This is a genomic window from Deferribacter desulfuricans SSM1 (genome assembly GCF_000010985.1).
Classification (GTDB): domain Bacteria; phylum Chrysiogenota; class Deferribacteres; order Deferribacterales; family Deferribacteraceae; genus Deferribacter; species Deferribacter desulfuricans.
Genome location: NC_013939.1, coordinates 1,567,056 through 1,588,766, shown reverse-complemented (window position 1 = coordinate 1,588,766; position 21,711 = coordinate 1,567,056). Strand labels below are relative to the sequence as shown.

The window sequence follows — 21,711 nt, the reverse complement described above, 5'->3', positions numbered from 1 at the left end:
AAGGTGATTTTTTATGAAAACTGTATTAGTAGTTGATGATGATTCATCAGTTAGACTTTTACTTAGAGATGAGTTAAATGATATTGGACTCAATGTTATAACTGCAGTGGATGGGGAAGAAGCGCTGATATCTTTTGATGAGAACCAGATTGACCTTGTTATTTTGGATTTAAATATGCCTAAACTTAAAGGTGACAAAGTGTTAGAGGTTATTTCAAATAAAAGTGATATTCCTGTCATAGTTTATTCAGCAAATATAGATAATTATGATGGTATAGAAGATTTACATAGTAACTTGTATTTAATTGAAAAAAGCTCTGATATTGAGAAATTAATAGATACAGTTAATTTAGCTATAAATGGGAAAAAATAATACTGATTTTTCTTATCAAGAAGTTGTTGTTGATGATATAATATTTAGGCTTTACATCTATGAAATTCTAACTTCTACAAACCAGTTTGCTTTAGATAGTAGTTTAGATATTTATTCTATTATTATTGCTAATAAACAATTAAAAGGAAAGGGTAGACAAGGTAGAACTTGGATATCAGATAATGAAGGAAATTTGTATTTTACTATTGTGTTAGATAATAATGAAAATATAAGAACTTTATTTCGCTTAAATATAATTACAGCTTATGCTTTGTGTGATACAATGAAAGATGTTTATTCTGTTAATGTAAAGGTTAAGTGGCCAAATGATATTTTGTATAATGGGAAGAAGATTTCGGGTATACTTTTAGAGGCTAAAATGGAGGGGAATAAATTGAATAGAATTGTTTTAGGGGTTGGTATAAATTTAAATGCTGATAAGATAGCAGATGAGATAAAAAATAGAGCTACGACATTGTTTCTTGAGACAGGGAAAAAGATAGATAAATTAGAATTTTTAAAAAGATTTTTGAGACACTTTATAAAGTGGAAAAACTGGGATGGCGATATAAACAAGTTATGGGATAAATATTCAGCATACTACAATAAAGAAATCTCATTTCATTACAATAATAGTATTGAAAAGTTTATTGAAAAAGGTATAACAGATGATGGTGCACTAATTATAGAAGACAAAAAGGGTGTGCTTAAAAAAGTTTATTATGGGGAAATAGGTTATGATTTTGGCAATTGATATAGGAAATACAAATATAGTTTTAGGTGTTTTTAAAGATGAAACACTTATTGCAAATTTTAGATTAGCAACGGACCATTTCAAAACTACAGATGAATATGCATCCATTATTATGCTTTTAATGGAGAAAAATAATATTGATATAAAAGGTGTTAGGGGAGTGATTATTTCCAGTGTTGTTCCCTCATTAATATATACATTTAGCAAGCTTTGTAGAAAATATATTAATTCAGAACCTATAGTAGTTGGACCAGGAGTTAAAACAGGGGTAAAGATTCATATTGATAACCCTAGGGAGGTTGGGGCAGACAGGATTGTAAATGCTGCTGCGGCAATTAATAAATATGGAGCGCCGGTTATAGTTGTTGATTTTGGGACAGCTACTACTTTTGATGTGGTTGATAAAAACTCTTGCTATGTGGGTGGATTAATTTGCCCAGGGATAAAATTATCGATAAAAGCATTACACACTGGAACCGCTAAACTCCCTGAAGTGGAGATAGAGAAACCTGATAGAGTTGTTGGGACAAATACTATTAGATCTATTCAGTCTGGTATATATTACGGTTATTTATCTATGGTTGATGGTATAATAGAGAAAATTATTGATGAACTTGGTTGTGATATAAAAAATTTATCAGTAATAACTACCGGTGGGTTAGGTAGTATTTTTGTTAGAGAATCTAAATATTTAAAGGTATATGAACCAAATTTAACATTAGAAGGGTTGAGGATTATTTATGAAAAAAATTGTTAGTTTAATAATATTTGTTTCTTTGATATTAGGTTGTGCACAAAGAGTTGATAAATCTAAGATTGCTGAGTCTCATTATAAACTTGGGTTGGCATATTTATCCAGTGAAAATGATTTTAGAGCATTGGGCGAGTTTGAAGAGGCGTTAAAATATAATCCAAAAGATGATAGAATATATTATGCAATTTCAGCATTTTATTTAAAGAAAAATATGATAGGAAAAGCAGAGCAATATATAATAAAAGCTCTTTCCATCTCACCCAATAATTCTGAGTATTTAAATACTTATGCTTCAATACTTGCTGCGAAAGGTGATTTAGAAAATGCAATATTAAATTGGAAGAAGATATTAAATGACCCTACATATCCTAATATCCCGCTTGTTTATTATAATATCGGCCTGGCCTATTATAATATGAATGATTATGAAGAGGCGAAAAAGTATTTTAAAAGTTCTATTAGAGCAAATAGATTTTTTGTAAATTCTTATCTTATGCTTTATGAAATATATAATAAAGAGATGAATATGGCAGAAGCTGAAAAAATATTGAAAAAAGCTGTAGATAATAACCCTGCAAGTAGAGTATTAATGTTAAAACTTGGAGAACATTACTATAATGAGAAAAAATATAACGATGCTGCATCAGTTTTTGAAGATATAATTATTAAATTTCCAAAAAGTGAAGAAGCAAAAAAAGCTGCAACTTACTTGAAGTCTTTAGGTATTTATAAATGAGTGAGTTTTCCAAAGTTTTAAGAGATAAACGAGAAAGCTTAAATTTAAGCTTAAGTGATGTCTCTAAAGCAATCAAAGTTACAACTCATTACTTGGAATTAATCGAAAAAGGGGAATTTAATAAATTACCCTCTTATGTACATGCCTATGGGTTTAGTAAAAGTTATGCAGAATATTTGGGTTTTAATTTTGATGAATTAAAACCATTATTTGATGAAGCTTGCAAGAAAGAGGATTTTCAAAAAAAATATGTTAAGATAGAAAGTGATGAAATTATCCAAAAAGAGGTAAATCTTAAAAATATACATAAGTTTTTTGTATTTTTTATTATTGTAGTAATCTTGATAATAGCTCTGGTATATTACTTTTTAAATGTAAACAAAAAGCAAGTGATAAAGAATCTTACTGTTGAAAATAAAACAGCAAATGTTGTCCCATTAGAAAATGAGACTATTAATAGTGACAATAAGTCTAAAGACATAAAAGCTATTGTGGAGGAAAAGATAGATAAGATTGATCCTAAGAAGATTGTGGAGCAGATAAATAAAAAAGAAGTAGTAGATAATGAAACATTTCATGAAGCCGTTTTAGAATTTAATGATATCTGTTGGGTAAATATAAAAATAGATAATAAGACTGTTTTAGATTTTATAGCAAATCCTGGAACTAAGAAAAGTATTAAATTTAAAAAATATTTTTTAATCGATATAGGAAATGCAGCAGCGCTAACTATTAAATATGATAATCTAACTTTTTCTAGATTTGGTGGTTTTAGGCAGCCAGTAAAAAACTTATACTTTACTGTTAATGAAGATAATTATTTGATGTATGAAAAAGTTAAATAGTTTTGGATTATTTTGGGGTGTTGATTTTAAATTGTGCTTGCTTTTTTATTAAATCTGTATATCTTTTAAAAAAGACTAAAAAGGTATGATTTATGAAAAGAATTGGTATATATTCAAATGATAGTTTGGTTTTGTCTGAGTTAGTAGAGAAGATAAACAAAGATTATCTTTCACTATTTACTACTATTTATACTGATAAAGGTTATTTAGACACTTTAGAACAAATTGATAATGTTAGAATTACTGGTATTAGCGAAAGTTTTGAAGATGATGTTTTAATTGTATTAAATGATGCGAGTAAAATATTAGATAAGATAAAAGAATTTAAAGGTAAAGTCATAGATTTTTCTGGCACTGTGGTTAATGTAAATAATGTGGTTCATATTGAAGAGCCTGTTGTTTATTGTTTTGAAAATCTATTAGATGAGAGAAATCCTGATTATGCGGTTATTAATTTACCTGCAGCAATATTTGGGAAGGCTGCTGTGGATGATTTACTTAACCAAACGAGGGATATATTCTCTTTTGTAAGAAATGATTATAAAGTTTTTGATAGGATGTTGGCATTTAATGTTTTTTTTCTAGAACGATCTGATGAACTTTATAAAAATTACTTTTCCTTTTTAGATAATAAGTTAGATTTTCCTTTTGAACTAAGACAGCTGCCTGTATCTACAGGGTTTATTATTGATATTTTTGGCGATATTGACTTTGAAGAGGATGATTTTTTTGTGAAGAAACATGTTTACAGCTTGCATGATGCTCTTGAAGAAGAGAAAGTTGTGGTAATGAAGAATGGTGTTAAAACAACTCTGGTTGGTGATTATTTGAAAATAATTATAAAACAGATAATAGATGAACTATGATGAGGAGTGTGAAATGATTTATATGGATAATGTAGCAGGGACAAAACCTGATAAAAGAGTTGTAGAAAAGATGTTGCCTTTTATTGAAGAGAAATATGGCAATCCAAGTGCGCATTTTTACCCTTTGGGTAGAGAGTCTTTTGAAGCTATTGAAGAGGCGAGGGAGCATGTTGCATCTCTGATAAATGCGAAAAGTGACAATATTGTGTTTACATCATGTGGTACAGAGAGTAATAACCTTGCTATCAAAGGGGTTGCTTTTAACTCAGAATACGAAGGTAAAAAACATATTATAATTAGTGAAATTGAGCATTATTCAGTTCAAAATACTGCATTAAAGCTTACAAATTTAGGTTTTGAAGTTACAAAACTAAAAGTTGATGAGACAGGTTTGGTTTCATTGGAAGATTTAAGAAATGCAATACGTGAAGACACTTTGCTTGTTTCAATCATGCATGCAAATCCTGAAATAGGTACTATTCAAGATATAGAAAAGATTGGTGAGATTTGCAAAGAGAAGGGTGTGTTATTTCATGTTGATGCTGTTGCAAGTTGTGGTCATGTTGAAGTTGATGTGGAAAAATTTAAATGCGATCTTTTAAGTATAGCATCACAAAACTTTTATGGTCCAAAAGGTGTTGCTGCCCTGTTTATAAGAGATGGTGTGAAATTAACACCATTATTTGATGGTGGATTTCAGGAAAGAGGATATAGGAGTGGTAGTGAAAATGTCCCAGCAATAGTTGGGATGGGTGAAGCGGCAAGAATTGCTAAAGAAGAGATGCATATTTATGCACCAAAAATGATTCAGTTGAGGAAAAAACTTTGGGATGGGCTTGCTAAAATGTTTGATTTCTTGCATTTTACTGGTCATCCAGAGCAGAGATTACCTGGGCATGTGAGTTTTTGGATAGAATATATAGAAGGTGAATCACTTTTGCTATCATATTCATTAAAAGGTGTAGCAGCTGCTAGTGGTTCAGCTTGTTCTTCCAATATATTGGCAGAAGATGAGGATGAGCTTGAAGCTTCTCATGTTTTAACTGCTGTTGGGGTTCCAAACGATATTTGCGCTGGCTCACTTACATTTTCCATGTCAAAATATAACGAGGAAAAAGACGTGGATTATGTATTGGAGATAACTCCAGCGATAGTAAATAGATTGTGTGAAATGTCACCATATTATAACAAAAAGTAAGATTAGGAGGAAATTATGGCTAAAGGACCATATAGTGAAAAAGTAATGGATCATTTTATGAACCCAAGAAATATGGGTGAAATTGAAGATGCCAACGCAGTAGGTGAAGTTGGAAACCCTGCTTGTGGTGATGTAATGAAGCTTTATATGAAAATCAATGATGAGGGTATCGTAGAGGATGTGAAATTTAAAACCTTTGGTTGTGGTGCTGCTATTGCTTCAAGCTCAATGGCTACAGAACTTATTAAAGGTAAAAGGGTTGAAGATGTTTTAAGATTAACAAATGAGGCTATAGTTGAAGCTCTTGATGGTTTACCACCAGCGAAAATTCATTGTTCTGTTATGGCTGAAGAGGCAATTGAAGCCGCGTTAAAAGATTATTATCAGAGGATAGGTAAAGATCCAAAAATAGTAGATGAAATGAAAGAAAAAATAAAAACTGAAATAGCTAGTTAAAGGAGGTATTTTCATGACATTAAAGGAAAGAGTTCAAGAAGTTTTAAATCAAGTTAGACCTGGTTTACAGGCTGATGGTGGTGATGTGGAGTTATTGGATGTTACAGAAGATGGTGTTGTAAAGGTACAATTGACTGGTGCTTGTGGATCATGCCCTTTTAGCACTATGACATTGAAACATGGTATTGAAATGAGATTAAAAGAGATGATACCTGAAGTTAAAGAGGTAGTGGCTCTTTAATTAAAAGTTTGGTAGTCAACAATTTTGACTGCCTTTTTAGGTGAGGTGTATAATGAAAAAATGGAAATGTAAAGTTTGTGGTTATATAGTAGAAGCAGAAGAGCCACCTATGACATGCCCTGTATGTCATGCTCCAGCTTCTGAATTTGTAGAAATTTAGTGGTTATTTTGTAATATAATTTCTAATATTAAATTTTATGAGATTGCTTCGTCACTTTTGCTCCTCGCAATGACTGGGAAATGGGTCATTGCGGGGGTAGCTAAGCATTATCAAAAAGTTGGTTTTTATTGTGTAATGGCTTTGTTTAGTTCATAGGTATAATAAAAATTATTAAGACAACCTTGATAATTGTATCAATTAATATCCCATAAATACAGATTTGTATCTGGGTCAAATCCTCTCATTAGTGTTTTACCTTCAAATTCAATAATATCAATTTCACATGCATAAATTATTGTGTCCGGTAAGAGATGTCCACCTACAACAGTAAAATCACTACGACCTAAAGATATATGAAAATGTCCAAAAGGTTTATCATCTTTAATTGAAATATTACCTTTCAATGAAACAATTTCCATCGGCTCATTAAAATGGAAATTTTCATAAACTTTTTTGTTTTGATTGAAATATGCAATGTTTGCCTTTTGTACAGCTCCAATACCAATAACTATTCCTGAGTTTATTTCAAGTTTATTAATCTCTCTCATAATGGCAAAGTAAAGATCATCATCTTTTTTTAATCTGGTTCTATAAACGTTTTTAATATTATATTTTATCATAATCCCCTCACTACAATATATTGACAGTAATGTTAATCTGTCTTATAAACCTGTAGCTAATATATTATAGCATATTTTTATAGATTGGGGGTTGTTTTGTTTAAAAAAGTAAAAGGTTTTAGAGATATTTTTGGAGATGATATTAGATATTGGCATTTAATTGAAGATAGTTTTAAAAAGTTATTTCCCACATTTGGTTATGAAGAGATAAAATTACCTATCCTTGAGAAAACAGAATTATTTGTTAGGGGGATAGGCGATACTACTGATATTGTAGAAAAAGAGATGTTTACTTTTAAGGATAGGGATGGCTCTTATCTTTCATTGAGGCCAGAGGGTACGGCTTCGGTGGTAAGAGCGTTTATTGAAAATAAGCTTTATGAGCCCCCTGCAATAAGGAAATATTACTATTATGGTCCGATGTTTAGAAGAGAGCGACCTCAAAAGGGTAGATTTAGGCAGTTTTATCAAATAGGTATTGAAGCTTTTGGCTCAGAGTCACCCTTATTAGATGCTGAAATAATTTTTTTATTATATAAATTTTTAAACGATTTTGATTTAAAAGATTTTTTAAGAATGGAGATAAATTCTATTGGTTGTCCAGAATGTAGACCAAAATATAGGGATAAATTAATCCAATATTTTAAAAATAATTACGAAGACCTATGTGAAGATTGTAAAAGAAGACTTGAAAAGAATCCTTTGAGAATACTTGATTGCAAGGTTGAAAGTTGTAAAGTGATTGTAAAAGATGCTCCGATAATTTTGGATAATTTGTGTGATGTGTGTGATAACCATTTTAGGAAATTGAAAAGTTATTTAAATCAATTTGGTGTTGAATACAATGTAAATCCATATATTGTTAGAGGGCTTGATTATTATGTAAGGACTGCATTTGAAATGGTAACTGATAAATTGGGAGCTTCTTCGGCGGTTGGTGCTGGTGGGAGATATGATGGCCTGATTAAAGAACTGGGTGGTCCAGATATTCCAGGGATAGGTTTTGCCATTGGTGTGGATAGACTGGTAGAGCTCATCAAAATGAAAAATGAATTAAAAAAAGACGAGGTAGATATTTATATAATTACTTTTGAAGAGTTTACAGAGGTAGGTATAAATATTTCAAATGAATTAAGAGATGCTGGTTTTAAGGTAAATTTAGGTTATGATCTTGGAAGTATTAAATCAGAAATGAAAAAAGCAAATAGATTAAATAGTAGATATGTGTTAATAATAGGTGAAGATGAAATCAGTAGTGGTAAATTTACATTAAAAGATATGAATAGTGGAGAACAGTTTAAAATAAATAGAGATGAAATAATTAAGTTTTTACAGGAAAATTAGGAGGAAAAAATGTTAGAGAATTTAGGAAGTTGGAGAAGAACTCATACTTGTGGTGAGTTAAATATTAATAATTTGAATGAAGAAGTAATTTTAATGGGTTGGGTTCAAAAAAGAAGGGATCATGGTGGTGTTATTTTTGTTGATTTAAGAGATAGAGAAGGGATTACTCAAGTAGTTTTTAATCCAGAATACAATGAAAATGCTCATAAAAAAGCAGAAGAGCTTCGCACTGAATATGTTATCGCAGTAAAAGGGGTTGTTAGTAAAAGGCCTGAAGGCACAGAAAACCCAAAATTGAAAACTGGTGAAATTGAGGTAATGGTTAGTGAGCTTAAAATTTTAAATACTTCAAAAGTCTTACCATTTACACTAGATGAGTATTCGAATGTTGGCGAAGATATAAGGCTAAAATATAGATACTTAGATTTGAGAAGAAGACCACTTCAAAGAAATTTAATTTTGAGGCATAATCTTGTTAGAACTATAAGGGAGTTTTTGTACAAAAAAGGGTTTTTGGATATTGAGACTCCTTTTTTGACAAAGAGCACCCCAGAGGGTGCTAGAGACTATCTTGTACCAAGTAGGGTAAATCCAGGAAAGTTTTATGCTTTACCACAGTCACCACAAATGTTTAAACAGCTTTTAATGATTTCTGGTTTTGATAAATATTTTCAAATTGTAAAGTGTTTTAGGGATGAAGATTTAAGAGCTGATAGACAACCTGAGTTTACTCAGCTTGATATGGAGATGTCTTTTATTGACAGAGAAGATTTAATGGATTTAATAGAAGAGATGTTTGTGGAAATATTTGATAAGGTTTTGGGTTTAAAGATAGAAAGACCTTTTCCAAGGATGAGTTATACAGAGGCTATGGAAAAATATGGCCATGATGCTCCAGATACAAGATTTGAGATGTTTTTGAAAACTATTAATAATTTGGTTGATGGTTGTGGATTTAAGGTTTTTGCTGATGCAGTTAAAGATGGTGGTGTTGTTAAAGCAATTAACGCAAAAGGTGGAGCTAAGTTTTCTAGAAAAGAGATTGATGAGTTAACAGATTTTGTTTGTTCACTTGGTGCTAAAGGGTTAGCGTATATAAAAATAAATGAGGATGGACTCCAATCCCCTATTATTAAATTTTTGGGAGAAGATGTTACCAATTCAATTGTAAAAGAGATGAATGGCGAAGTTGGAGATATTATCTTTTTCGGAGCTGGTGACGAGAAAACAGTTAATTTATATATGTCTAAGTTAAGGCTATTATTAGGTAAAAAACTTGGATTAATTGATGAGAATAAATATAGTTTTACATGGGTGACAGATTTCCCTCTATTGGAGTGGGATGAAGAGGAAAAAAGATATGTGGCAATGCATCACCCTTTTACTTCACCAGTAGATGAAGATATTCCACTTTTTGATACAGATCCTGGTAAAATTAGAGCAAAAGCTTATGACCTTGTATTAAATGGCTCTGAAATTGGTGGTGGTAGTATAAGGATTCATAGAAGTGATGTTCAGGAAAAGATGTTTTCTGTTTTAGGATTGACTGAGGAAGAAAGGGAATATAAATTTGGATTTTTCATTGAAGCATTGAGATATGGGACACCACCTCATGGTGGTATAGCGTTTGGGATTGATAGAATCGCTTCAATCTTTGCTAAAGCAGAATCTATAAGGGATGTAATAGCATTTCCTAAAACACAAAAGGCAACAGATTTGATGTGTGATGCTCCAAGTTTCGTAGATGAAAAGCAATTAAAAGAGTTGTTTATTAAGGTAGATTTGCCTGAAGATTATTACAAAGATTAAAGATTTTTCCTTTATGTGCGTAGGGGGTGAGATTCCACTCTACGCACTTTTTAAAACTTTAGAGTTTTCTTGATTAAATTAGTAAAAATGATAAAATTCTTTTATGGCTGAAAAATACTATAAAGTTTTACTACCAGTTCCAAATAACGGCATCCTTACTTATAAATCTGATAAAATCTTAAAGAGAGGGCAAAGGATTATTGTTTCTTTGAAAAATAGGTTTGAATATGGTGTTGTGTTAGAAGAGGATATTGCACCTAAAGAAGGTATCAGGTACAAATATGTAGAAGAAGTCGTAGATGAATTTTTAGTAAATGAAAAGTTTCTTGAGTTTATATTTTTTATTTCAAAATATTACTGTTGTGAAGTAGGGATAGTTTTTAAAAATGTAATATCAAAAAAGATATTTTTTTCTAAAGAAATAGAGTGCACAAATAAAAAAGATGTAGCAGAGAGTGATATCCTCTTATATGATGAGCAACAAAATGTTTATGATAAAATAGCTAATAATATCAAAGGGTTTAATGTCCATTACATAGATGGTGTTACTGGAAGTGGAAAAACAGAAATATACTTAAAAGTATCAAAAGATGTGATGAAATACGGTAAACAGGTTTTATATCTGTTGCCAGAAATTGCGTTAACTGCTCAACTTACAAAGAGGATTTCTGAGAGACTTGGATTTGATGTTGATGTTTATCATAGCAAAATCCCTCTTAAAAAAAGGGTTGAAAGGTTTTGGAAGTTTACAAAATCTGCTAATGACTTTTTATTAGGGACAAAAAGTGCACTGTTTATCCCTTCTTCAAATATTGGATTAATCATTGTTGATGAAGAGCATGAGTCAACATTAAAACAGGAAGAGGCTCCTTATTATAACTTAAGAGATATTGCCATTTATTATGCAAAACTTCTTAATATCCCAATAATATTAGGTTCAGCTACGCCTGCTGCGGAGTCTTATTATAATTTTACTGTTGGTAAGTATAATCATTACTTTTTATCAAAGAGATTTAATAAGGCAAAAATCCCTTATTTAAATGTGTTGAAAGTAGAAAAAGACGAACTTATTGGGAAAATTATTTCAGAACGATTGGTTGATGAAATAGAAAACAGGCTTAGTAAAGATGAACAGGTTATAATTTTCTTGAATAAAAAAGGGTATTCTCATCATATGGTTTGTGAAGATTGCGGTGAAAGTGTCATGTGTCCAAATTGTTCAGTGGGTCTAACTTATTTTCAAAGCAGTAAGCAGTTTTTATGTCATTATTGTGGTGAGAGGTTTTATAATTATACATGTCCTGTATGTAAAAGCGATAAAATCTATGGATATGGTTACGGTATAGAGCATTTACAAAATGTGTTATCTGAGATTTTTGGTGATATTATTTTAAAACTTGATACAGATGAAATAACTTCTCACACCGCACTTAATAAAAAATTAAATAAATTTTTAGAAAAGGACTTTAAGATATTAATAGGCACTCAAATAATAGCTAAAGGGTTTAATTTTCCAGATGTTACTCTTGTGGGGATATTAGATATTGATAGATTGTTGGGTATGCCTGATTTTAGAAGTTATGAAAGGTGTTTTCAGCTTGTTAATCAGGTGGGTGGTAGAGCCGGTAGATTTGAGAAGGAAGGTGAAATTTTAATTCAGACGTTTAATAAGAAGAACCCATTTTTCGAATATTTAAATAACAGAGAAATGTTTTACAAATATGAGTTGGAAAAGAGAAAACTTTTTAAATACCCCCCTTATTACAAATTAGCAAGATTTATTACTGAGCATTCTAATGAGCAGCGTTGCGAAATGACCATATTGGAGATTTCTGATATTTTAAAAACTTTACCAAACATAACTTTACTAGGGCCCGCAAAAGCTCCTATTTACAAAATTAAAAATCGTTACAGATATCAATGTTTAATCAAAGCTAAAAATATTAAAGATATCCATAATGTTTGTAAAATAGCAAAATCAAAGTTTGAGCAAATTAAAAAAGGTAATATTTACTTAAAGATTGATATAGATCCTACAAGTTTTATGTAACAAAAAAAAAGGGGGCTTAAGCCCCCTTTTTTTATAACATTCCAGCTTCTTTAAGTATATTATCAATATACTCTTTAAGTGGATCCATACTTTGATGGAAGAGAACTTCTGGCATAGTTTCAAGTTTGTCAGCAATTTGAGGTTTGAAATCCATTTTAGCAAGGATATCTTTTTCCACATCCACACCAGGAGCAACTTCTTTAAGGATTAATCCGTTTTCGTTTAAGCCGAATACTGCTCTTTCTGTTACGTAAATGATTTCTTTTCCATTTTTTGCAGCTTCAGGCCCACTGAATACAATCTTAACAAGTTCATTATTGAATTTTGTAATGTTACCATCACTATTAATTATAAGTTTACCACCATCTGCATCAATATCTATTCCTTTACCAGCTGTGAAGCCACCTGCAAAATATGTTCTAGGTGAACCAGCTGAAATAACTGGGAATCCACCAGGACCGGATACCCTTACAGGGCTGTAAGATGGGTTTACATTACCTTTAGGGTCTATTTGCATGAAACCAAGAGATGCAAAATCGATAATACCACCTTCATAGTTTGTAAACATATCAGGCATTGGTATGATTGCAGCAGGGCTTATAGCAACACCAAAGTCTTGTCCAACAAGTGCGATACCGCCAACAGGACCTGGCTCAACAGTCAATGTTAATAAGTCGCTAAGTCCAAATTCTCCAGCCATCCAAGAAACATAAACAGGGATACCGATACCAAGGTTACCGAAAGCAGGTTTTTTAAGATTAGCAACCAATTTCATTACTTCAATTAAAACTCTACCTGCAACAATTCTATCTCTTATTTTATCTGGTGTTGGGAGTAATGCTTCAAGTTCTTTAGTTTTTTGAGCTTTGATATGACCAGCAAGTCTTGGGTCATACACATAAGAACCAGCAATTCTGTGTAAATCTTCATCAGGTGTAACAACAACATGGTCAACAAGTGCTCTAGGAATAATAACATCTCTTGTAGGAATAGATCCTTTTTGAACTACATATTTAACCTGGCAGATCACTTTTCCAGGGTTAGGTTGAGCTTTTGCTGCTTGAGCGATATTTAATACGGTTCCATAGAACCCTTCTTCTTCCATAGAAACATAACCATCAGTATCAGCTGTAGTACCTCTAACTAGAGCCACATCTGGTAGTGGTGCTTGATATAACAACCACTCTTCACCATCTATTTCCATTACTGATACTTTACATGTTTTCTTCTCTTTTGCTATTTCATTGGAAGCACCACCATCCTGTCTTGGATCTAAAAATGTTCCTAGACCTACTTTTGTAATAATACCAGGTCTTCCTGAAGCTGCTTCTCTAAACCAATAAGAACAGGTACCAATTGCCCATGAGTAAACCTCTATCCTATTTTCAAGAGTCATTTTCATCAAAGCAGGTGACCAGCCGATAAATGGCATTAAAACGCCACGAATGAAATCTTGATCCTTCATTTCATAAAGTTCAGAGAATACTTTGTCAAAAGCTCTTCCTGGAACTGCTGGTAGAGTATCAGAAATGATGAAAAGATTTTTTGGATGACCAGTTTCTTTCCACATCTCAAATAGTTCTAATATTAAATACTCAGGCGCAGTAGTCAAATTAAAACCTGATACTGCAACAGTGTCCCCATCCTTAATACAGCTTAATGCTTCTCTTGCTCCACAAATTTTACTACTCATAGTAACCTCCGTTTATTAATTTATGTTGGTGCTAATTAAATCCAAATTTTTCACTCTTTCATCAACAAAACTTACTTGAAAAGTGTTTTTAGCCACTTCTAAACAGGGTATTTTTTCTCTCACCTCCTTTACTTTTTCTATATTTAACTCAACTATATAAGCATCATCTTCATTTGATGCTAAAAGTAGTTTTTCTCCCCAAGGATCAAATACTGCTGAATAGCCGCAGTTAATTGTTTTATTTTTTGTTATTTGCTGACTACAATTACACCCTATGACAAAAGCTTGGTTTTCTATTGCTCTTGTTTTGAGTAATGTAAGCCAGTGCTCTTTTTTATCTTCTGGCCAAACAGCAGGTATGAAGTAAATTTCTGCCCCGAAATAATAAGACATCCTGAATAGCTCTGGGAATCTTATTTCATAGCAAGTGTGTGTTGCTATTTTTATATTATGATAACAAAATAATGTTATATTGTTTTGTGGTGAAAAATATACATTTTCGTAAGATGGGGCAAATAGCAGGTTTTTTCTATACTTGGCTAAAATAGCTGATTTTGATAAGAAATATGTAGTGTTGTATATTAAGTCATTATCATATTCTGGAAGTGATAAAACTAAAACTGTATTATTACCTAATAAACTTTGAAATTCTTTTAAGTAACAACTAATTTCATTTTTATAATTTGTTAAGTTTTTATAATCAAAACCTGTTAAGAAAAGCTCTGGGACAATAATAAAGTCTGGGTTCTCTTTGATTAAAGACGTTATTTGATTATAGTAATTTTTGAAATTCTCATTTATTTTACCAACAAAAGTTTTGTTTTGTATTAAAGCTACTCTGCACTTGCTCATAATTTACATCAAAAATAAAACAATATTTTTAAAATGTCAAGAATTAAAATAAATTATATATGTATAAAATTTGCTATTTATTAAATAAATAGCTTGTTTTTGAAAAAATAATAGGTTAAAATTTAGCTTGAATAAATTGAGTTTATAATAGGGGTGTTAGATGGAGAAAATAATAAATAACACTTCAGTAAAAATAAAACAAGGTGATATAACTAAGGAGAAAGTTGATGCTATCGTTAATGCTGCTAACTCCCATCTTAAAATGGGGGGAGGTGTAGCGGGAGCTATTAGAAGGGCAGGTGGCGAGGAGATCCAAAAAGAGTGTGATAAAATAGGTTATTGCCCTCTTGGTGATGCTGTTGCTATAAATGCGGGGAAATTGGATGCGAAATATGTGATACATGCAGTGGGTCCAAGGTATGGGATTGATCCAGAGCCAGAAAAAAATCTTTACAATGCTGTATATAATTCATTAAAAAGAGCCGTTGAGAAAAACTGTAACTCTATAGCATTGCCTGCAATTTCAACAGGTATTTTTGGATATCCTTTGGATGAAGCAAGTGAAATAATATTAAGAGCAATAATCGATTTTTGTGAGAAAGATGCTCAAAACACATTAGAACAGATAGTTGTTGTCCTATTTGGAGATAAAGATTTTGAGGTATTTAAAGATAAATTTGACAAGATGACAAAATAGTTAGGCAATGTGGTATAAATTTGAATTTATTGTTACACTTTTATTATTTTTGATTTTGATAATAAAATTTTCTAAAAATGTTAAAACAAAAGACACTTTTTTATTGGGCAAAAGAGATTTTGATGCCAAAAATGTGTCTTATGTGATTGTTGGCACGCTTGTTGGTGGTGCTTCAACTGTGGGTACAGTGCAAATGGCATTTTTATATGGATTGCCTGCAATTATTTTTACCTTTGGTAGTGGGATTGCATGTCTGATTTTAGGGCTATTTTTCTCAAGAGCTTTAAGAGAAAGTGAAGTTGTTACTGTTTCAGAGTTTATTGGCAGAAGTTTTGGGGAATCTATTAGAAAGTATTCCAGTTTTTTAAGCTCGTCAGGTATTTTTATCCATATTGTAGCTCAATATTTGGCTTCAGCAGCAATTATATCTTCTGTGCTTAATATAAGTTTTAAAATAAGTTTAATAATAACTTTATTCCTATTAGCATGTATGGTTGTTTTTGGCGGGATTGTTAGTTCTGCTTTTATTGGAAAGGTAAAGTTTTATATACTTTATTTATTAATGATTTGCTCAACATTAATCGTATTGTACAAAAGCCATTTTTTTAAAGATGTTTTAAATAATTTGCCTAAAGGTAGAGATTGGTTCGGGTTTGCAGATTACGGTTATAAAAAGGGGTGGGTTGATTTTTTGTCTATGGTTATCGGTGTAATTTCTACGCAAACATATCTTCAAGCAATATTTTCTGCCAAAAATGTAAAAGAAGCAAGAAAAGGAGCTTTGATAAGCGCAGCGGTTATACCTCCTATAGGTTTTATGGGGGTTGTGGTGGGGTTGTATTTAAGGGCTTATCATCCAGAAATTGGAAGTTTGAGCGCTAAGGCTTTACCTTTTTTTATTTCAAATTATTTCCCTGGATGGCTTGGTGTTATTTTAAATGCATTTTTACTTGTGATTGTATTGGGAACAGGTGCTGGGCTTGCACTTGGTGTATCTACAAACTTGTATAACGATATTTTTAGAAAAAAAGAGGGGATTAACTATTTGAGATGGATAACATTTTTGGCTATTTTTGGTGCTTTTCTAATTGTTTTATCTGGCGGAGGGAGAAAGATACTTGACTGGAGTTTTTTATCTATGGGGCTTAGAGGGTTTACAGTTTTTTTACCTTTATTGTATTTATTATTTTTTAATAAGCTTGATAGTCTTTTCTTAAAAAACCTTATAAAATTAATGATTTTTGTTTTACCGATTGCTTATATAATTATGAATCTATAATTCTTGCAAAATTGTTATTTCATTTTTGTTTATTGAGATGATATTTTCTTCTTGAAGTTTTTTTAAGAGCCTAGAAAATGTTTCCTGTCTAATGCCTAGCATCATTGCCAGATCCCCTTTTTTTACTGGTAAGGTAACAGTTTTAGAGCGTTTTTGATTACTCAACCTTTTTATATAATTTAAAAATCTTGTCCTAATATCTTCTAATGTCAATGTTTCAATCTTGTTTAATAGTTCTTTTATCCTGCCAGAAAGTGCTCCGATGATTTTCAGTGAAAATTCTGGTGAATTTTTTATATATTCTAACATCTTGTTTGCATCTATGCCAAGAAGAGTTGAATCTGAAATAGCCTCAGCTGTTACTGGGTATCGGTTTTGTAAAAAGAAAAGGATTTCTGCAAAAATTTCACCTGGGCGAACAATGTGGATAATCATTGTTTTCCCCTCTTCGTTTGTTTTATAAAGTTTTAAGTTGCCGTTTACTAAAAAATAAACTGTGGAGCCAGTTTCCCCTTCATAAAATAAAATCTCTTTTTTTGCTAATGATTTGATATGTGTAAATTTAGAAAAATCAGACAAAATTTCTGCCGTAGAAGTTTTGAAAAAGGTGTTTGCAAAAAATTTTAAAGCGTTTTCTTTGTTCATAGCTTAGATAATATTTAATATTTTAATGAGTGCAATATTTTATTTAAATTTTTTAAATTTTACTATTTAAAAATTATATATTTCCGATATAATAAAATAAGAATGTTGTTAAAACAGAGATTAAATAGTTAAGATTGCTTCGCTAACGTTCGCAATGATGTATTATATTAATTATAGCGTGGTAATGTAAATTGCAGAAGCAATTTAATAAAACTACTATTAAGAAATTTTTATGTGTGTAATGACAAATAATTTGGGGGTGGCTTAGTGAAAGTTAGTTTGAAATTAAAGATTAGTCTTGGGATTTTATTTGTTGGTATTCTTGGTGGATTTATTGGTCTTATTAATGTTTATGCTGATTTAAATAATCTTGATACATCTTTGGTTATAAAGATAAATGTTTTTCTTATGATAATTGGTACAATAGCAGCATTTTTTATGATATTCTTCCTGAATAGCTATATTTTTAAAAATCTAAAAATTATTTCTCAAAACGTTCAAAATATTAGTAAAGGTTTACTTAGTTTTGAAAAAACAGATACAAAATCCAAGGATGAACTATCAGAAGTGGTAAATAGCATGTATGATTCATATAATAAAATAGCTGGTGTTTTGAAAGAGTTTTACAAAACTTCATTAGAGCTGAAATCTGCTTCTGAAGATTTAGCAGATACAAGTGAAAATGCGCATGTAAGACTTGCAGAAATCAATGATGAAATACAATCCATTTCATCGGCAGCAGAAGAGCTAAATTCTACTAGTAAAAACATATATGATAACAGTATTGAAATAAATGAGAGTATAAACGAAGCAGATAATAAATTGGATAATTCTGTAAACTTAATATTGGAAAATAAAGAACAGGTAGAAGCTGTGGCAAATACCTCTGCACTTGTGGTGGATAAGGTTACAGCATTTAAAGAGTTATCAGAGGAGATAAGTAAAATTGTTTCAGCTATTAACGAAATTGCGGATCAAACAAATTTACTTGCCTTAAATGCAGCGATAGAAGCGGCAAGAGCTGGTGAGCATGGTAGAGGTTTTGCCGTTGTAGCTGATGAGGTAAGAAAGCTTGCAAATAAAACAACAGATTCTACAAAATTGATAGAAGATGCTATCAAATCTATTCAAATTGAGGCCGATGAAATTTCTAAAGTGGTTATAAAAGAACAAGAGGAAGTAGAAGATAGCGTTGCAAAAGTAAACGAAAGTATCGATTCTATTAATGAAGTTAAACAAAGTTTTGAGAATGTAAAAATTAGGGTAGAAAGTATCACTAATGCAATCAATGAAGAGTCACTAGCTATAGAAGATATAACTAGAAATATTACAGATGTAGCATACAAAATAGGGGAAATAAAGGAACTTGTGGAAAAAACGCAAGAATCTGGTAATGAACTTTTGGAAATATCTGTTCAACTGATGAAAGAAATTGGATTTTTTAAAATTGATGTGAGTGGTAACTTTATTGAGTGGTCAGATAAACTCTCTGTAGGGATTGATAAGTTTGATAAACAGCACAAAAATTTGGTAAGATTAATAAATGAAATATATGATGCTGTAAATGATGATAAATCGGCATCAGTTTTAGAAAAAATTTTAAATGAGCTTGTTGAATACACTGTATATCATTTTGACTCTGAAGAGGAAGCATTCAAACGATTTGGATATCCAGAATATGAGAAACATAGAGAAATACATGAAGACTTAAAAACTCAGGTGGGTGAATTTTTAGAAAAATATAAAAAAGGTGATACAGCTGTGGGATTTAATTTACTTAGTTTCCTTAAAAAGTGGTTGATTAATCATATTATGGGTGAGGATAAAAAATATAGCAGTTTTTTAAAAGGGAAAGTTTAAGGCATTCTTGGAGGTGCTCTTGTGAAATTAACTATTAAGAATAAAATTTCGATATTAATAGTTGTTAGTAACGTGATTTTGATTTTAGTGGTTGTGTTTATTAATATAAGGAACCTTAACAACAATATTTTAGCTCAAAAAGAGAAGTATTTTAATGAGGTGAGCACCTTAACCTCAAATAGTATAGATTTAAAATTAAAAGATCTTTCATTAGCTGTAGAAACACTTGTTCAAAACAAAATATTAAATGAGTATTTTGCTAAACAGGATAGGGAATCGTTGAAAAATGAGTTATCTGACTATTTTAAAAGGCTAAAAAAGGAGTATGGGTTAAGTCAATTTCAATATCATATTCCACTTGCTACAAGTTTTTTGAGACTCCATAAACCGAAAAAATTTGGAGATGATTTATCCTCATTTAGAAAAACCGTTGTTGAATGTAATAAATCCAAAAAGCCTGTTGTCGGAATAGAGGTTGGTAGGGGTGGTCCAGGTTTGAGAGTGGTTTATCCTGTATTTTATGAAGGTGAACATATAGGTAGTGTTGAATTTGGTGGTTCGATATATGCAATAATCAATCAGCTTTCTGATACTTTAGGTTTGGAATATGCAATAGGTATTTTTGATGATGTATTTAAAAATGCTAAAAGATTTGAAAATGCTAAAACTGATATTGTAAAAGATAATATTGTTTTTTACTATTATAAAGGCTCAACGATTAAAAATGTTTTAAAAGATCACTTTAATGAAGCAAAAATAAAAATATCAGATAAGACCTTTTTTTCATATAAATATCCTCTTAAAGATTTTTCAGGGGAGAAAATAGGGTATATATATTATGTCCATGATTTTACGCCAGCAATTTCAGCACTAAAATCTAATATGTATAGGACAATAACCGCTATTATTATAGTTGCATTGCTCATTAATGTTATTGTTTATCTATTTTTAAGTTTTGCTTTTAAGCCTATGAAAGGATTCCTGGAGATAGTTAAAGAGCTTGCAAGAGGAAAAGGTGATTTGAGTAAAAGGATTCCCGTTAATGTTGCTTCATGTAATGATATTGCTGGATTAGGTGATAATGAGTGTAAAGAGCATAATAATTTAAGACCTTGCTGGAGCACGATGGGGGAATTTTCTGATGAAATAAGATGTCAATTATTAAAGAGTGGAAAGATATCTTCATGTGAAGATTGTAAAGTATTTAAAAAATCGATAAATGATGAAATTTCTGAAATGAGTGTGTGGGTAAACGCATATTTAAGTAAGGTGGATGAAGAATTTAAGAAAACACTTTTGAATTTATCTGAAGTTGGAGAAAAGATAGTTCCTGTGAGTAATGGTCTTGTAAAAATAGAGCAGAATGCAGAAGAAAATGTGCAAATGGCATCCCAAGTTGCTACAGCAAGTGAGGAGATGAGCTCTACAATAGCTGAAATTGCAAGAAATGCAAATGATGCATCTATAAAGGCCGATGAAACGGTAAAAATTACCCAGGATGGGGCAAAACTTATTGAAGAAACTGTAAATTATGTGGAACAAGTAAACAGTGTTTTGGAAAATTTGAAAGTAGAAATTAGTAGTCTTTCTGAAAACTCTCAAAAAATTGGTGAAATTTTATCTGTGATAAACGATATAGCGGATCAAACAAATCTACTTGCATTAAATGCTGCAATTGAAGCAGCAAGAGCTGGTGAGCACGGTAGAGGATTTGCTGTCGTTGCTGATGAAGTGAGGAAATTGGCTGAAAAGACACAGAAGTCAACAAAAGAGATAGAAGATATGATTAAAGAGATGCAGGCAAATGTTTCTGAAGTTAATCACAAAGCTGAAGATGTGGGCAATGCCGTTAGTAAGCAAGTGGAAATAGCAGAAAAAACTAAAGAGAGTTTTGATAATATTTATTATTATATAAATGACTTAGTAAACTTAATTTTAAGTATAACTACAGCAGTAGAAGAGCAATCATCAGCAACAGAACAGATTGCAAGAAGTGTTGAAAATGTGGCGACAAGAGCTGATGAAAATAAAAAAGAAATATTTGATCTTATACGAAAAATTAATATGATGATAGATGATCTGAATAGGTTAGTCGATCAATACTCTAAGTATACGTTATCTAGTAAAGGAGCTGTTTTTGTAAAAGCTAAGCTTGCTCATATCATCTTTGTTAAGAATGTTTTAGATTGTGTGGCAACAAAAAATTGTAGTTTTGAAATTAAAGATCATACTATGTGTGATTTTGGAAAATTTTACTATTCAGTTGGTAAAGAGATTTTTGGAAATGATAGTGAATTCATGATGATTGAAGAGCCTCATAAAAATGTTCACTTTTACGGCAGAGCAACTGTAGATAGTATTAAATCTGGAAATATGGACAAAGCGAAAGAAAATTTATCTGTTATGTTGGATAATGTGGATAAGTTACTTTCATTGCTTGATAGTTTAATAGATAAATACAAATAGTTAAACATAAGAC

21 protein-coding genes and 2 pseudogenes are annotated in these 21,711 nt (G+C 31.1%); 19 read left to right on the top strand and 4 right to left on the bottom strand.

What is annotated here, in order from left to right:
* The first annotated feature begins 13 nt into the window (after positions 1–13).
* The 10 genes from DEFDS_RS07860 (at position 14) to DEFDS_RS07815 (ending at position 6,383) form a co-directional block, all read left to right on the top strand.
* Positions 14–373 (top strand): response regulator, encoded by a 360-nt coding sequence (locus tag DEFDS_RS07860; protein WP_013008269.1) that lies wholly within the window; start codon positions 14–16, stop codon positions 371–373.
* Positions 360–1,127, top strand: coding sequence for a biotin--[acetyl-CoA-carboxylase] ligase (locus DEFDS_RS07855; RefSeq protein WP_013008268.1), 768 nt, complete (start codon positions 360–362; stop codon positions 1,125–1,127). Before DEFDS_RS07860 ends, DEFDS_RS07855 begins: the two co-directional genes overlap by 14 nt.
* Positions 1,111–1,884: a type III pantothenate kinase gene (locus DEFDS_RS07850; RefSeq protein WP_013008267.1), complete on the top strand. Its 774-nt coding sequence runs from the start codon at positions 1,111–1,113 to the stop codon at positions 1,882–1,884. Before DEFDS_RS07855 ends, DEFDS_RS07850 begins: the two co-directional genes overlap by 17 nt.
* A complete protein-coding gene (locus DEFDS_RS07845; RefSeq protein ID WP_013008266.1) occupies positions 1,868–2,617 on the top strand; it encodes a tetratricopeptide repeat protein in 750 nt (249 codons plus the stop codon). Before DEFDS_RS07850 ends, DEFDS_RS07845 begins: the two co-directional genes overlap by 17 nt.
* Positions 2,614–3,462, top strand: coding sequence for a helix-turn-helix domain-containing protein (locus DEFDS_RS07840; RefSeq protein ID WP_013008265.1), 849 nt, complete (start codon positions 2,614–2,616; stop codon positions 3,460–3,462). Before DEFDS_RS07845 ends, DEFDS_RS07840 begins: the two co-directional genes overlap by 4 nt.
* Before the next feature lie 92 nt (positions 3,463–3,554).
* Positions 3,555–4,328: a hypothetical protein gene (locus DEFDS_RS07835; protein ID WP_013008264.1), complete on the top strand. Its 774-nt coding sequence runs from the start codon at positions 3,555–3,557 to the stop codon at positions 4,326–4,328.
* A gap of 13 nt (positions 4,329–4,341) precedes the next feature.
* Entirely contained in the window at positions 4,342–5,526 is a 1,185-nt protein-coding gene (locus tag DEFDS_RS07830) for a cysteine desulfurase family protein (protein ID WP_013008263.1), read from the top strand.
* 15 nt (positions 5,527–5,541) lie between these two features.
* The gene (nifU, locus tag DEFDS_RS07825; protein WP_013008262.1) at positions 5,542–5,982 is read left to right on the top strand and encodes a Fe-S cluster assembly scaffold protein NifU; all 441 of its coding nucleotides are present in this window, start codon (positions 5,542–5,544) and stop codon (positions 5,980–5,982) included.
* A 13-nt stretch (positions 5,983–5,995) separates the two neighbouring features.
* Positions 5,996–6,223: a NifU family protein gene (locus DEFDS_RS07820; protein WP_013008261.1), complete on the top strand. Its 228-nt coding sequence runs from the start codon at positions 5,996–5,998 to the stop codon at positions 6,221–6,223.
* Positions 6,224–6,275: 52 nt separating this feature from the next.
* Complete coding sequence (locus tag DEFDS_RS07815) at positions 6,276–6,383, top strand: rubredoxin-like domain-containing protein (protein WP_041223685.1); 108 nt, start codon at positions 6,276–6,278, stop codon at positions 6,381–6,383.
* 194 nt (positions 6,384–6,577) lie between these two features.
* On the opposite strand, the gene DEFDS_RS07810 is transcribed toward DEFDS_RS07815, so the two are convergent.
* Positions 6,578–7,003: a PPC domain-containing DNA-binding protein gene (locus DEFDS_RS07810; protein ID WP_013008260.1), complete on the bottom strand. Its 426-nt coding sequence runs from the start codon at positions 7,001–7,003 to the stop codon at positions 6,578–6,580.
* A 96-nt stretch (positions 7,004–7,099) separates the two neighbouring features.
* Between DEFDS_RS07810 and hisS the strand changes: the two genes are divergently transcribed.
* The 3 genes from hisS (at position 7,100) to priA (ending at position 12,206) form a co-directional block, all read left to right on the top strand.
* Positions 7,100–8,347 (top strand): histidine--tRNA ligase, encoded by a 1,248-nt coding sequence (hisS, locus tag DEFDS_RS07805; protein ID WP_013008259.1) that lies wholly within the window; start codon positions 7,100–7,102, stop codon positions 8,345–8,347.
* A gap of 9 nt (positions 8,348–8,356) precedes the next feature.
* The gene (gene aspS, locus DEFDS_RS07800; RefSeq protein WP_013008258.1) at positions 8,357–10,156 is read left to right on the top strand and encodes an aspartate--tRNA ligase; all 1,800 of its coding nucleotides are present in this window, start codon (positions 8,357–8,359) and stop codon (positions 10,154–10,156) included.
* A gap of 103 nt (positions 10,157–10,259) precedes the next feature.
* Positions 10,260–12,206 carry a replication restart helicase PriA gene (gene priA, locus DEFDS_RS07795; protein WP_013008257.1) on the top strand — a complete coding sequence of 649 codons (1,947 nt, stop codon included), beginning with the start codon at positions 10,260–10,262 and terminating at the stop codon, positions 12,204–12,206.
* Between the two features lie 31 nt (positions 12,207–12,237).
* On the opposite strand, the gene DEFDS_RS07790 is transcribed toward priA, so the two are convergent.
* Together DEFDS_RS07790 and DEFDS_RS07785 are read right to left on the bottom strand one after the other, a co-directional pair.
* Positions 12,238–13,899 carry an acyl CoA:acetate/3-ketoacid CoA transferase gene (locus DEFDS_RS07790; RefSeq protein WP_013008256.1) on the bottom strand — a complete coding sequence of 554 codons (1,662 nt, stop codon included), beginning with the start codon at positions 13,897–13,899 and terminating at the stop codon, positions 12,238–12,240.
* Between the two features lie 15 nt (positions 13,900–13,914).
* Positions 13,915–14,751 carry a nitrilase-related carbon-nitrogen hydrolase gene (locus tag DEFDS_RS07785; protein ID WP_013008255.1) on the bottom strand — a complete coding sequence of 279 codons (837 nt, stop codon included), beginning with the start codon at positions 14,749–14,751 and terminating at the stop codon, positions 13,915–13,917.
* A gap of 160 nt (positions 14,752–14,911) precedes the next feature.
* Here DEFDS_RS07785 and DEFDS_RS07780 point away from each other — a divergent pair, with 160 nt between their 5' ends.
* Together DEFDS_RS07780 and DEFDS_RS07775 are read left to right on the top strand one after the other, a co-directional pair.
* Positions 14,912–15,448 carry a macro domain-containing protein gene (locus DEFDS_RS07780; protein ID WP_013008254.1) on the top strand — a complete coding sequence of 179 codons (537 nt, stop codon included), beginning with the start codon at positions 14,912–14,914 and terminating at the stop codon, positions 15,446–15,448.
* A gap of 7 nt (positions 15,449–15,455) precedes the next feature.
* Positions 15,456–16,727 (top strand): sodium:solute symporter family protein, encoded by a 1,272-nt coding sequence (locus DEFDS_RS07775; RefSeq protein ID WP_013008253.1) that lies wholly within the window; start codon positions 15,456–15,458, stop codon positions 16,725–16,727.
* Here the strand turns inward: DEFDS_RS07775 and DEFDS_RS07770 are convergent.
* Positions 16,722–17,372, bottom strand: a complete 651-nt coding sequence (locus DEFDS_RS07770; RefSeq protein ID WP_013008252.1) for a Crp/Fnr family transcriptional regulator — start codon at positions 17,370–17,372, stop codon at positions 16,722–16,724. The genes DEFDS_RS07775 and DEFDS_RS07770 overlap by 6 nt on opposite strands.
* A 267-nt stretch (positions 17,373–17,639) precedes the next feature.
* Between DEFDS_RS07770 and DEFDS_RS12700 the strand changes: the two genes are divergently transcribed.
* The 4 genes and pseudogenes from DEFDS_RS12700 to DEFDS_RS13395 all read left to right on the top strand — a co-directional run bounded on the left by DEFDS_RS12700 (position 17,640) and on the right by DEFDS_RS13395 (position 21,698).
* Entirely contained in the window at positions 17,640–19,232 is a 1,593-nt protein-coding gene (locus DEFDS_RS12700) for a bacteriohemerythrin (protein ID WP_013008251.1), read from the top strand.
* Between the two features lie 21 nt (positions 19,233–19,253).
* Positions 19,254–20,057 (top strand): annotated as a pseudogene (locus DEFDS_RS13405) (cache domain-containing protein); the annotation flags it as partial.
* A gap of 57 nt (positions 20,058–20,114) precedes the next feature.
* Positions 20,115–21,182: pseudogene (locus tag DEFDS_RS13400) on the top strand (methyl-accepting chemotaxis protein); the annotation flags it as partial.
* Positions 21,183–21,296: 114 nt separating this feature from the next.
* The gene (locus DEFDS_RS13395) at positions 21,297–21,698 is read left to right on the top strand and encodes a CZB domain-containing protein (RefSeq protein WP_407919195.1); all 402 of its coding nucleotides are present in this window, start codon (positions 21,297–21,299) and stop codon (positions 21,696–21,698) included.
* Positions 21,699–21,711: the final 13 nt, after the last annotated feature.